This is a genomic window from Burkholderia sp. 3C, from assembly GCF_054589155.1.
The window spans coordinates 126,083-139,053 of sequence record NZ_BAAILN010000138.1; the positions used below are offsets into that span (position 1 = coordinate 126,083).

Genomic DNA, 12,971 nt, shown 5'->3' on the forward strand with positions numbered 1-12,971 from the left:
AATCGGCGAACCTTTGTTGCCCCAGGCCGATCGGATATACGACACGACGGCGGCAACCTCTTGATTCGAAAGGGCTTGTGCGAACGGAGGCATCCCGTAAGGACGCGGATTCCGGAACGTGCTGGGCGGGTATCCGCCGTTCAGCACCATCCGGATCGGGTTCACTGCAGACTCCATCATAATCGAATGGTTCTGCGCGAGCGGCGGATAGGCCGGCGGCTTGCCCTGTCCGACCGGTCCGTGGCACGTCGCGCAGTTGTCCGCGTAGATCTTTCGGCCCTGTTCGAGCAACTGATTGCCGAACTGCTGCGAGGGTTCGTATTGCAGGTTGGTCGGCGCGTCGCCCTTCTGCGGAATCGACTTCAGATACACCGACATCGCACGCGCATCGTCGTCGCTCAGGTATTGCAGGCTGTTGTGCACCACGTCCGCCATCGGCCCGAACACCGCGCCGCGATTCGATACGCCGGCCTGCAGCAGATCGGTCAGCTCCTGCACGTGCCAGTCGCCCAGGCCGAACTCGGTGTCGTTGGTCAGCGACGGCGCGTACCAGTTCTGCATCGGGATCAGGCCGCCGGCGAACGCCGACGAGCTGCGCGGCGCGCCCATCAGGTTGATCGAGGTGTGGCACATGCTGCAATGCCCGAGCCCTTCCACCAGGTAGGCGCCACGGTTCCATTCGACCGACTTGGCCGGATCGGGCTTGAAATCGCCTTCCTTGAAGAACAGCGTGCGCCAGCCGATCAGCAGGTTGCGGTTGTTGAACGGAAATTTCAGCTCGTGGGCGCGGCTTGCCGCGTGGATCGGTGGGACCGAGCGCAGGTAGGCGTAGATCGCGTCGGAATCGGCGCGCGTCACCTTGGTGTAGCTCGTGAACGGGAAGCCGGGGTAGAGCAGGCTGCCGTCCTTCGAGCGGCCGGCGTGCATCGCCCGATAGAAGTCGTCGGCGCTCCATGTGCCGATGCCGTATTGGTTGTCGGGCGTGATGTTCGGCGTGTAGAGCGTGCCGAACGGGGTCGGCATCGGCAGGCCGCCGCCGAACGGCTGGCCGCCACGCACCGTGTGGCAGGCCACGCAGTCGCCGATCCGGGAAAGATATTCGCCCTTCTTCACGAGCGCCGCGTTGCCGGCGGTGGCGGCCGGCGGCGCGGCGTGGGCGAGTTCGCTGGACCAGCGCGCGACGCCGGGCCAGAGGGCGGTGCCGAGCGTCGCGGCCGCGACCAGCAGGAGGGCGGAGCAGGCATACAGGGACTGGCGTTTCATGGCGTCTGTCTCCTGGTTCTTATTGCGGTTCGCTGCCGCAGGCGAGCGGCAGCTTCGACGATCCGGCCGGCGCGGGCACCGGGTTGGCCGGCGCCGGTTGCGCGGCGAGCCAGGCGGTCACGGCGGTCACGTCCTCGTCGGTCAGGTGCGCGGCGATCTCGCGCATGCAGTCGGGCGCCTTGGCGCGTCGGTTGCCGGAGCGCCACGCGCCGATCTGCGCGCTCAGGTAATCGCTGTGCAGGCCGACCAGGCCCGGAATGGCCGGCTGCATGCCGGTCAGTTGCGCGCCGTGGCAGGCGATGCAGGCGGGGATCTTGCGGGCCGGATCGCCGCGCGTGGCGAGCGCCTGCCCGCGCGCGACCACATCGGCGGACACGTTCGGCTGCGTGGGCGGCGGGTAAGGTGGATGCTCGTTCGAGAAGTGGGCGGCGATCTCGTGCAGATAGTCGTCGCCGAGATACGTGAGCAGGTAATTCATCGGCGGATACTTGCGCCGCCCGTCACGGAAATTCATCAACTGGTTGTACAGATACTCGGCGGGCTTGCCGGCCAGGCGCGGGAAGTAGTCGTTGACGGTGCCCTGGCCGTGCACGCCGTGGCAGGCGGTGCAGCCGCGCACGCGTTCGGCCATCGTGTCGGGCGCCTTGAGCGGCGCGGGCGAGGCGTTCGATGCGGCCCCGGAGGCGGGGGCGGGCGTTGCGGGAGCCTGGGCCTGCGAGGCCACCGGCAAGCATGCGGCGCCGATCGCCAGCGCGGCGAGCAGGGGGCGGAATACACGTATTGAAGACACGCGAGGCTCCAATTTTTTATTCGTCGGGGACCTGGCCGGCTCATGTCGGCTCGGGCTTTGACTACACGTGTTTCGGCAGCCCTGGTTGTCTCCTGGCGGCTGCGCTGCGAAGTTTGGCATCGGCGCCTGGCCGCCATGCACCGCGAGACAGGCCTCGATACCGCGCATTCAATGCGCATCGGCCGCCGCGAAACCACGGCGACCCATGCGGGAATCCTACGCTTTTTGATGAACCCGCGTGCCTCTATTGCGTCGAAGGCCGTACACTCGCTGCTCGCGCATGGCCGAGGCGCCCTATCGGCGTTTTATGTCGTTTTGAGCCGTACTGCAAGATCGTTTCCACTCCGAAATACCGACGAAACCCCCACCTCACTTGCCGATGTCCTCGATCTCCTCGATGTCCCCGCTGCTCCCGTTGCCTCCGTTGCGTTTTGCGTCAGACGATTGCCGTCTCGCGGCGTCGGTATTTTCCCTCGCAGCCGGCCCGTTGCCGCAGCGCGCCATGACGGCGCGAGGCGGCGCGCGATGATGCCGAAAATCGACAGCCTCTGGCTCGGCCAGGTCGCGATGGCCTCGCTCGCGCAGATCGCGTTCGCGGTGGCGGTCGGCTCGCTGCTGTTCGGCGCATGGCTCGCCGCGGAAGGCGCGAGCGTCAAGCTGTCGCCCGCGCATCTGGCCTGGCGGCGCGCGCGCGGTTCGTTGACGGCCGCCGCGCTGGTGTTCGTGCTGGCGGAGGCGGGCTGGATCGTCTACGAGGCGGCGTCGATGAGCGGCGCCGGGCTGGGCGGCGCGTTCGGTGCGCTCGGCACGGTGTTGCAGATGACGCACGTCGGCCACGCCTGGGGCCTGCTGTTCGGCGGCGCGCTGGCGCTGCTGGTGCTGGCCTTGCTGCGGCCCGGCGGCGCGGCGGGCGATGCGCTGCCGTGGCTCGCAATCCTGGTGGTGGAGGCCGGCAATGCCTCGATCGGCCATGCGGCGGACGCGGGCGCGTTCTCGCCGGCGGTCGGCGTGCAGATGCTGCATCTGCTTGCCACGGCGGTGTGGGGCGGCATCGTGCTGGCGGGCGGCCTGGTGGTGGTGCCGGCGCTCGGCGCATCGATCGCGCGCGGCGTGCTGATTCGCGTGGCGCAGCGCGTGTCGCGGCTGTCGATGGTGTCGGTGGTGCTGGTGCTGGCGACCGGCGCGTTCAACGGCTATCGCGGCACGGGCGGCGACCTGAACGTGCTGGACGCGAGCACCTGGGGCCACGTGCTGCTGCTGAAGCTGGCGCTGGTGGCGCTCGCGCTGGTGCTGGGCGGCCTGAACCGCTTCTCGGCGTTGCCGCGCCTGCGCCGCACGGCGGCCACCGAGGATGCGCGCACGTTCGCCAACGTGCTGAATCTGGAGTCGATCGCGATGATCGGGGTGTTCGTGGCGGCGGCCGTGCTCGCATTCAGCGTGCCCGGCGCGGCGGCGATCGTTCAGTAAGGACTGCAAAACCGGCGCAGGCGCGCGCCGGTTTCAGCGGGCCGATGCGCGCCGGTTTGCGGCGGCGCATCGGTACCGGATCGGCGGCGCGAACCGGCGCCGATCCGTGGGGGCGTAGACAACCCCGGCAATTCAGCCGATCACCACTCCGCCACGCTGCCGTCCGCGTGACGCCACACCGGATTGCGCCAGCGGTGGCCGACCTTCGCCATCTCGCGCACCTTCTCCTCGTTGACTTCGATGCCCAGGCCCGGCCCTTGCGGGATCGACACGAAGCCGTCCTCGTAGCGAAACACTTCAGGATTGCGAATGTAATCGAGCAGGTCGTTGCCCTGGTTGTAGTGAATGCCGAGGCTCTGTTCCTGGATGAACGCGTTGTAGCTGACCGCGTCGATCTGCAGGCAGGCGGCCAGCGCGATCGGGCCGAGCGGGCAATGCAGCGCCAGCGCCACGTCGTAGGCCTCGGCCAGCGACGCGATCTTGCGGCATTCGGTGATGCCGCCCGCGTGCGACGCATCGGGCTGGATGATGTCCACGTAGCCGCCCGCGATCACATGCTTGAAATCCCAGCGCGAATAGAGCCGCTCGCCCAGCGCGATCGGCGTGTCCGTCTGGTTGACGATGTCGCGCAGCGCCTCGGCGTTTTCCGACAGCACCGGCTCCTCGATGAACATCAGGCGGTAAGGATCGAGTTCCTTGGCGAGCACCTTGGCCATCGGCTTGTGCACGCGGCCATGGAAATCCACGCCGATCCCCACGTGCGGCCCCACCGCCTCGCGCACGGCCGCCACGTTGGCGATCACCTTCTCGACCTTGTCGTAGGTGTCGACGATCTGCAATTCTTCCGAGCCGTTCATCTTGACGGCCTTGAAGCCGCGATCGACTACTGCCTTGGCGTTGCTGGCCACGTCGCTCGGGCGGTCGCCGCCGATCCACGAATAGACCTTGATGCGGTCGCGCACCTGGCCGCCGAGCAGCGCGTGCACGGGAGCGTTGTGGTACTTGCCCTTGATGTCCCAGAGCGCCTGGTCGACGCCCGCGATCGCGCTCATCGTGACGGGGCCGCCGCGATAGAATCCGGCGCGATACATGACCTGCCAGTGATCCTCGATCAGCAGCGGATCGCGGCCGACCAGGTAATCGGACAGCTCCTGCACCGCCGCCTCGACCGTGTGTGCGCGCCCCTCGACGATCGGCTCGCCCCAGCCGACGATGCCCTCGTCGGTCTCGATCTTTAGGAACAGCCAGCGCGGCGGGACGACGAACGTTTCGAGGCGGGTGATCTTCATGGGGTGTCTCCGTGAGATGGACGCGTCAGGGCAGCGTCGATGGCGATGATCCTACATGATGTCGCCAAAAAGTAGTATTAATAGCACTATTGCGCACATAGTGATGCGGCCCCGCTATTCGGGGCCGCGCCGACCGGGAGAAACGTGATTCAACGCGATCTGCATGGAAAAACCGCCTTCACGCTGGCCACGGCGATCCTGCGCGGCGACTACGCGCCGGATTCGATCCTGCCGCGCGAGGCGGAGCTGATGCTGGCGTTCGGCGTGAGTCGCACGGTGCTGCGCGAGGCGTTGCGCACGCTGACCTCGAAGGGCCTGATCGAATCGCGGCCGAAGGTCGGCACGCGCGTACGGCCGCGCGAGGCGTGGAACCTGCTCGACGCGGAATTGCTCGACTGGTATTCGCAGGTCGCGCCGCCGCTGGCGTTCGCGATGAAGCTGCAGGAAATGCGCGAGATGGTGGAGCCGTACGCGGCGGGGCTGGCCGCGCACGCGCAGACGCCCGCTACGTTCGCGGCGATCGAGCACGCGCACGCGGCGATGTGCGCGGCGCGTCACGTGGACGAATGGGTGCGCGCCGATCTGCGCTTTCACCTCGGCGTGCTGGCCGCCGGCGGCAACGAACTGCTGATGCCGCTCGGCGCGCTGATCGCGCGTACGCTCGAGGCGCAACTGCATCTGAACGCGAAGCGCGCCGACGTGTACAACGCTTCGCTGGCCGAACATACGCGCGTGGTGGAGGCGATCCGCGCGCGCGATGCGCGAGCCGCGCGCGACGCGATGGCCGCGCTGCTCGGCACCACGCGCGAGCGGATCGAGCGCTGACTGGGCGCTAACTGAGCGCGGCGGGCCGGATCAGCTTGCCGGTTTCGCGTCGGCGGGCTTGGCCGTGCTGGTTGCGCTCGTTGCATTCGTCGCGCTGGCCGGCCGCGTGCCGGCGTCGGCCGCCGCCTCGGTCTGCCAACCCAATCCCAGGCTCTTCTGCAGCGACACGTAATCCTTGATCAGCTCGGCTTGCCCGGCGATCACGTTCTGCTGCGCCGACAGCGATTCGCGCTGCGTGTCGAGCAGATCGATCATCGACGAAACCCCGGCGCGGTAGCGCTGATCCATCAACGTGGCCGAATGCGTGGCCGAGGTTTCCACCTTGGCCAGCGTGACGACGTGATCGCGCTGGTGCCCGTAGCGCGACAGTGCCGTGTTCGCATCCTGCAACGCACCGAGCACCGACTTCGTGTAGTTCGCCTCGGCTTCGTCGCGCGAGGCCTCGGCGGCCCGCACCGCGCCGCGCGTGCGGCCGAAATCGAAGATGTTCCATTGCAGGTACGGCGCGCCGACCCACGAGTAGTTCTGCTTGCGGAACAGGTGGCCCGGGTCGCCTGCGCTGAAACCGATGTCGCCGAGCAGCGTGACCTTCGGGAAGTAATCGGCGATGTGCTCGCCGATCTGCGCGTTGCTCGAGGCGAGCCGGCGCTCGGCCGCGCGCACGTCGGGCCGCTGCTTGAGCAGCGCGGCCGGATCGCCGATCGGCACCGAGGCGGGCAGCGTCGGCAGCGCGGCCGTTTCGCCGGCCAGTTGCGCGTCGAGCGCGCCCGGCGCGCGGCCGGTCAGGGTCGCGAGCCGGTCGAGCGATTCGGTCACCTGAGCATCGAGCGGGATCAGCGTGGCGCGGGTGTTTTCCACTTGGGTGGTCAGGCGTTCCACATCGGCATCGGCCGCCACGCCGCGCGCGCGGCGTTGCAGCGTCAGATCGAGCTGGTTCTGTTGCAGATCGGCCGTGCGGTGCGACAGCGCGAGGCGCTGCTGCTGGTCGCGCAGGTCGATGTAGGCGTTGGCGACTTCGGCCGCGATCGACACCTGCGTGTCGGCCAGGTCGGCCGTGACCGCTTCGGCCTGCGCCGAGGCGGCTTCGATCGCGCGCCGCGTGCCGCCGAACAGGTCGATTTCCCAGGTCGCGTCGAAGCTGGCCGAATAGAGCTGGATCGGCCCGCTGCCGGCCGTCGAGCTGCCGGAACTGCCCGAGCCGTTGCTCGAATTGTTCGAGCCGGTCAGCGCCGACAGCGCGTTCATGTCGGGCGAGCGGGTGCGGATCGCGGCCAGGTCGGCGGTGGTTTTCGGCAGCGCGTTGGCGCGCTGCTGGCTCAACTGGGCGCGGGCTTCGCGCAGGCGCGCCTGCGCCGCGTGCAGATCGGGATTGTGGGCCAGCGCGGCGGCGATCAGTTCGTTGAGCTGAGGATCGCCGAGCGCTTCCCACCAGGCGCTCGGGGTGGGCGCGTTGGCGTCCACACCGGCTTGCGGCGCGCGCACGAAGGTGGCGGCGCTCGGCGCGGCCGGCGCGCCGTGGTAGTTCGGGCCGACCGTGCAGCCGGCGAGCAGGCTCGCGGCGGCGATCAGCGTCAGGGCAGGGCGGCGGGGCAAGGAGAAGGACGTCATCGAATCAATCGGTTCAGTGGCCGGACGAGTTGGGCGGCGGGGCGCCTCGGCGCGGCGGCGTGCGCAACAGCAGCGCGAGCGGCACGCAGGCGATCAGCGCCAGTCCGAGCAGGTAGAAGGTTTCCGAATAGGTCATCACGGTGGCCTGCACGCTGATCTGCTGCGCCAGTTGCCCGAGCGCGCGCATCTTCGCGTAGGCCATGTCGCCCGTGTACGAGAACCAGTTCGACGCGTATTGCGAAATGCGATCCTGGCCGATCAGCGAGTTGTTGCTGACCGATTCGCGGATCACGGCCGTGTGATAGGTGGTGCGGCGGTCGATGATGGTGCCGATGATCGCCAGGCCGATCGAGCCGCCGAGGTTGCGGGCCATGTTGTAGAGCCCGGCCGCATCGCCCGATTCCTCGCGCGAGACGGCGGCCATCGAGGCCTGGTTCAGCGGCATCATCGCCAACATTTGCGCGACGCCGCGAATCAGTTGCGACCACACGAAATCGTGGCCGACGCTTTGCGCCGTCAGCGAGATGTCGAGCATGCAACTGAGGAAGAACAGCAGCAGCCCGGTGATCACGAGGATGCGGAAATCCACCTTGCCGAGCAGCCTGGGCAGGATCGGCATCATCAGGAACGCGGGCAGGCCCGACAGCAGCATGATCTCGCCGGCCTGCTCGGCGTTGTAGCCCGAGACGATCGCGAGGAACTGCGGCAGCAGGTACGAAATGCCGTACAGGCCCGCACCCACCGCGGCCACGATCACGATCACGCTGGCATAGCGCGGGTTGCGCATCAGCGAGAGCCGCAGCATCGGCCGCTTCGCCGTGAACTGCGAGATCGCGATCAGCACGAAGCCCGCGAACGTCACCCAACTGAGCGCGACGATCATGCTCGATTCGAACCAGCGCTCGCGCTGGCCTTCTTCCAGCACCACCGTCAGCGACGACAGGCCGACCGACAGCCCGGCGATGCCCACCCAGTCGGCGCTGAAGAACTGCGGCCATTGCGGCTTGTCGGACGGCAGGCCCAGCACCAGCAGCGCGATCAGGATCAGGCAGACGGGCAGGTTGATGAAGAAGCACCAGCTCCAGCTGACGTTCTCGGCCAGCCAGCCGCCGAGCACCGGCCCGAACAGCGGCCCGAGCAGCACGATCAGGCCGAACAGCGTCATGCCGACCGGCAACTGCGAGGTGGGCAGCCGGGTGCGGATGATGGTCTGCGCGGTGGGAATCATCGCGCCGCCGGTGAAGCCCTGGCCGATCCGGCCGACGATCATCAGCGCGAGCGTGTTCGACCAGCCGCACATCATCGAGAACGCGATGAACAGCACCGCCGACACCAGCAGGAAATTTCGCAGTCCGAACACGCGCGTGAGCCACGCGGCGAGCGGGATCATGACGATTTCCGACATCAGGTAGCCGGTGGAGATCCAGGTGCCTTCGGTGCCGGTGGCGCCGATTTCACCCTGGATTTGCGGCAGCGCCGAGTTGGTGATCGAGATGTCGAGCGTGGCCATCAGCGCGCCGAGCGAGCCGGCCGCAACCGCGATCCAATCGGTGGCGCTGGCGCGTTCCTCGGCGTGTGGCGCGGGCGCCGGCGCGCCGGCGGGCGGCGTGACGGCTTCAGCCATGGTGCTGCCCGTCGTCGCGCGTATCGACGTTCACGTCCACCGACAGGCCCGGCAGCAGCACGCGGCGCGTTTCGTCGTTGGCCTGCACGTGGATGCGCACCGGCACGCGTTGCACGATCTTCGTGAAGTTGCCGGTGGCGTTGTCGGCCGGCAGCAGCGCGAACTGCGAGCCGGTGCCCGGCGAGAAGCTTTCCACCGTGCCGTGCAACTCCTGGCCCGACAGTGCGTCGACGCTGAGCGTGACCGGCTGGCCCACGCGCATGCGGCCGACCTGGGTTTCCTTGAAGTTCGCGACCAGGTAGATGTCCTGCACCGGCACCACCGTCAAGAGGCGCGTGCCGGGCTGCACGTATTGGCCGACGCGCACCGTGCGATCGCCGACGCGGCCGTCGAGCGTGCTGCGCACCACGGTGTTGTCGAGATCGAGCTGCGACTGCGCGGCGCTGGCCTGCGCGGCTTCGAGCTGGGCCTGCGCCTGCTGCAACTGCGCCGTGCTCGAGGCGATTTGCGTGCGGGCCGCCGCGATCGACGCGTTGTTCGCCGCGAGCGTGGCCTGCGCCTGATCGCGGGTGTTCTTCAGGTCGGCGATGCGTTCGTGCGTTTCCGCGCCGGTGGCCGCCAGCGGCGCGTAGCGCGCGTATTCCTCGCTCGCGTGGCGCAGGTTGATGCTCGATACCTGGGCCTGGGCTTGCGCCTGTTCGAGGTTGGCGCGCTGCTGGCCGATGTCGGCCTGGGCGCGCGCGATGTCGGCGCGACGCGAATCGACGGTGGCCTGCGAGTTCTGCAGCGACACCTGGTACTGGCGCGTGTCGAGCTTCACGAGCGGATCGCCGGCCTTGACCGTCTGATTGTCACGAACGTAAACATCGGTGATGTAGCCGGACACCTTTGGCGCGGCCGTCATGCTGTCTGCCTGCAGATAGGCATCGTTGGTGTTTTCGATGAAGCGGCCGACGGTCCACCAATGGACGAGCCAGATAGCCCCGCCGATCAGCGCGACCACGGCGATTGCGATCAGGACGATCCGACGCGATGGGCGCTTCGCGGCGGGTTCTAAGGGTTCCTGACGATTGCCTTTCGGCGGTTCTTGAAGGGTCGACGACATTCGGGTATCCAAATTATTCCGAGCGGAAGAATTATTCCACTTGGAAAAATTGTGTCAAGTAGAATGTCGCAAGTACGAATGTGAGGGGTCTATGACGGACGCGAAGAAACTGCGTCGCACGTCGGCATGTGGTTATGCGCGGGGCGACGAAACACGCGGGCGGATCATCGAAGCCGCCATCGAATTGTTCGGCGAGCGCGGCTTCGCCGGCGCATCGACGCGGGACATCGCCGCGCGCGCGGGCGTGAATGCGCCTGCTTTGCAGTACTACTTCGAGAACAAGGAAGGCGTGTTGCGCGCCTGCGTCGAGGCGATCGGCGATCACGCGAGCGAATCGTTCGGCCCGGCCGTCGAGCACGCGCGCGCGATGCTCGCCCAGGATGCCGACCTCGACACGCTGATCGACGCGTTCGTGGGCGTCATGCAGGTGATCGCGTCGAAGATGTTCGACACGCCGAAAACCGTGCACCAGCGCATGTTCTTCGCGCGCGAGCAGGCGGGCTCGGAGCCGGCCTTCGCCAGCGAGATGCTGATGGAGCGTGTGCGCCGCCCGGTGAATGCGATCTGCGCGGAGCTGGTCGGGCGCATCTCGGGCACCGATCCGAAGCAGCCGCTCACGCAACTGCGCGCGTTCAGCCTGCTCGGGCAACTGACCGTGTTCCATATGGCGCCGCGCTCGGCGCTGGCGTTGCTGGGCTGGGACGCGTTTACCGGCGAGAACGGCGAGCTGCTGAAATCGACCGTCTATTCGCAGACGCGGCAACTGCTGCAGATGTGGCATGCGGAGCGCACGCCGGCGGCCAAGCCGGCTTTGAAGTCCGCCGCGAAGCCGGGCTCGAAGCTCACGGCGAAGCCGACCTCCAAACCGACCTCCAAACCGGCCTCCAAGCCCGCGTCGAAGCGGGTGGCGAAGCCCGCCGCGCCGTCCACGCAAGCGGCCCAACCCGCTGCCGCTCGCCCCGTTGCAGCGAAGCGCAGTCGCGCCGCCGCCGGCAAAGCCTCCTCGCACTGAGCGGCGAGTACGTTCCACACCGCGCCGGCTCCCGCCGGCGCGTCTGTCCGCCTCCCCACCGAAGCACGCCGGAATTACCGGTGAAATCCTCGGTAATCCTGATCATCGCCGGCCCCTTACCGTGCCGTCTCTCGGAAAGGTTTCGCTCGCGGCCGATGACATGCGGGTGTCACGATTGCCGGTCTATCGTCGCGATCCGAGACGGTGATTGCGCGTTGCGCGCGTCGCCGCGTGCCCCCCGTCGCGAACCATAAGATCGGAGCGAACCGATGTCGAAACCGAATCATCCCGAAACGCCCGAGGCCGGCCAGCATGCGCCGGTCTCGCGCCGCGGCTTCCTGAAGCTGGCCGGCGTGTCCGGCCTGGCGACCGCGAGCGGCCTGGCCGCCACGCGCGCGTCGGCGGCGTCCACGCCTGACGGCACGCCCGAACAGATCCACCTGACCTGGGGCGACGATCCGTCGTCCGAAGTGACCGTGTCGTGGGCGTCGCTTGCGCCGGCCGCGAACCCGCGCGTGCGCGTGTCGAGCGACTACGGCCGGCCGTTCTCGGTGCACGCGGTGCAGCGCACCTACACCGACGGCCTGAACGGCGCCGTGGTGTTCACCTATCACGCACGCCTGCACGGGCTGCGCCCCGGCGCGACCTTCCGCTACGAGGTGACGGCCGACAACGACGCGAACGCCGCCCACCCGTTCTCGGCCAGCTTCCAGACCGCGCCGCGCGGCCGCACGCCGTTTCGCTGGACCAGCTACGGCGATCTCGCCACGCCGAACACGGGCTGGGTGCTGTCGTCGCCGCAAAGCCGCTTCGCGGTGCAGGCGGTGGAGCGCTTCCAGCCGCTGTTCCACCTGCTCAACGGCGACCTCTGCTACGCGAACCTGAACCCGGCGCATCAGCCGGACGTGTGGCGCGACTTCGGCAACAACAACCAGACCTCGGCCGCGAACCGCCCGTGGATGCCATGCCCCGGCAATCACGAGATCGAGTTCAACAACGGCCCGCAGGGCTACGATTCGTATCTCGCGCGCTACGTGCTGCCCGAGAACGGCACGCGCTTTCCGGGCCGTTGGTACAGCTTCCGGGTGGGGGCGGTGCTGTTCGTCTCGCTTGACGCCGACGACGTGGTGTACCAGGACGCCGCCGCGTTCGTGGCCGGCCCCGCGCCGCTGGTGCCGGCGCCGAGCACCGGCAACCAGCCGATCCAGCCGGGCACCTCGTTCTACGTGCGCGGCTACAGCCGTGGAGAGCAGACGCGCTGGCTCGAAGCGGTGTTGCGCCATGCTTCGCATGACGAAGCCGTGGATTGGATCGTGGTGCAGATGCACCAGGACGCGCTCAGTTCGTCGAAGTCGGGCAACGGCTCGGACAAGGGCATTCGCGAGGCGTGGCTGCCGTTGTTCGACCGCTACGGCGTGGATCTGGTGCTGTGCGGCCACGATCACGATTACGAGCGCAGCTTCCCGGTGCGCGGCTGCCGCCATCATGCGGGCGTGGATGCGTCCACCGGCTCGGTGGTCGATACGTTGCAGCCGCAACCGGTGGTGACGTCCGACCCGGAAGACCGCACGTTCGACACGCGCCACGGCACGATCCACCTGATCCTCGGCGGCGGCGGCACCAGCGCGCCCACCGATACCTATGGCGACGACACGGCCACCGGCTTGCCGCAGGCGATGGTTTTCACCAAGCCCAACCGCCCGGTGCCGGGCACGACGACCGGCGTGTTCGCGCGGCCCGGCCCCGATGCGCGCGAGGATGCGATCTGGTCGGCGCGGCGCGATGCCGGCAATGCCTACGGGATCGCGGTGTTCGACTACGACCCGGGCGAGGCGGGCAAGCACACGTCGATCACCGTCAACTACTACCACGCCACCGGCGGCGATACGCCGAGCAGCGAGTACGTGCTGTTCGAGACGATCGTGCTGAGCAAGCCGCATCGCGGCTGATCCGGCAAGCCGAAGCACAGCGCGGGGCGGCGGTCCTTG

General features: G+C 68.1%; 10 protein-coding genes. 4 read left to right on the plus strand and 6 right to left on the minus strand.

The window, feature by feature from the left end; translation table 11 throughout:
- Together ACYP33_RS29605 and ACYP33_RS29610 are read right to left on the minus strand one after the other, a co-directional pair.
- Positions 1-1,263 (minus strand): cytochrome c (locus tag ACYP33_RS29605; protein ID WP_459624881.1); only part of this gene is annotated, 1,263 nt, incomplete at its 3' end.
- A 19-nt stretch (positions 1,264-1,282) separates the two neighbouring features.
- Positions 1,283-2,065 (minus strand): c-type cytochrome, encoded by a 783-nt coding sequence (locus tag ACYP33_RS29610; RefSeq protein WP_459624882.1) that lies wholly within the window; start codon positions 2,063-2,065, stop codon positions 1,283-1,285.
- A gap of 516 nt (positions 2,066-2,581) precedes the next feature.
- Between ACYP33_RS29610 and ACYP33_RS29615 the strand changes: the two genes are divergently transcribed.
- Positions 2,582-3,520, plus strand: coding sequence for a CopD family protein (locus tag ACYP33_RS29615; RefSeq protein WP_459624954.1), 939 nt, complete (start codon positions 2,582-2,584; stop codon positions 3,518-3,520).
- A 140-nt stretch (positions 3,521-3,660) separates the two neighbouring features.
- Here the strand turns inward: ACYP33_RS29615 and dgoD are convergent, their stop codons facing one another.
- A complete protein-coding gene (dgoD, locus tag ACYP33_RS29620) occupies positions 3,661-4,809 on the minus strand; it encodes a galactonate dehydratase (protein WP_414443025.1) in 1,149 nt (382 codons plus the stop codon).
- A gap of 144 nt (positions 4,810-4,953) precedes the next feature.
- Here dgoD and ACYP33_RS29625 point away from each other — a divergent pair, with 144 nt between their 5' ends.
- Positions 4,954-5,634 carry a FadR/GntR family transcriptional regulator gene (locus tag ACYP33_RS29625; RefSeq protein ID WP_414443024.1) on the plus strand — a complete coding sequence of 227 codons (681 nt, stop codon included), beginning with the start codon at positions 4,954-4,956 and terminating at the stop codon, positions 5,632-5,634.
- 30 nt (positions 5,635-5,664) lie between these two features.
- Here ACYP33_RS29625 and ACYP33_RS29630 read toward each other — a convergent pair whose 3' ends face one another.
- The 3 genes from ACYP33_RS29630 to ACYP33_RS29640 are packed head-to-tail and all read right to left on the minus strand — an operon-like array spanning position 5,665 to position 9,971.
- Entirely contained in the window at positions 5,665-7,242 is a 1,578-nt protein-coding gene (locus ACYP33_RS29630) for an efflux transporter outer membrane subunit (RefSeq protein WP_459624883.1), read from the minus strand.
- A 13-nt stretch (positions 7,243-7,255) separates the two neighbouring features.
- Entirely contained in the window at positions 7,256-8,866 is a 1,611-nt protein-coding gene (locus ACYP33_RS29635) for a DHA2 family efflux MFS transporter permease subunit (protein ID WP_459624884.1), read from the minus strand.
- Positions 8,859-9,971, minus strand: a complete 1,113-nt coding sequence (locus ACYP33_RS29640) for an HlyD family secretion protein (RefSeq protein WP_459624885.1) — start codon at positions 9,969-9,971, stop codon at positions 8,859-8,861. Before ACYP33_RS29640 ends, ACYP33_RS29635 begins: the two co-directional genes overlap by 8 nt.
- Positions 9,972-10,062: 91 nt before the next feature.
- Here ACYP33_RS29640 and ACYP33_RS29645 point away from each other — a divergent pair, with 91 nt between their 5' ends.
- A complete protein-coding gene (locus ACYP33_RS29645; protein ID WP_459624886.1) occupies positions 10,063-10,983 on the plus strand; it encodes a CerR family C-terminal domain-containing protein in 921 nt (306 codons plus the stop codon).
- Positions 10,984-11,252: 269 nt separating this feature from the next.
- Entirely contained in the window at positions 11,253-12,932 is a 1,680-nt protein-coding gene (locus tag ACYP33_RS29650; RefSeq protein WP_414443020.1) for a purple acid phosphatase family protein, read from the plus strand.
- Positions 12,933-12,971: the final 39 nt, after the last annotated feature.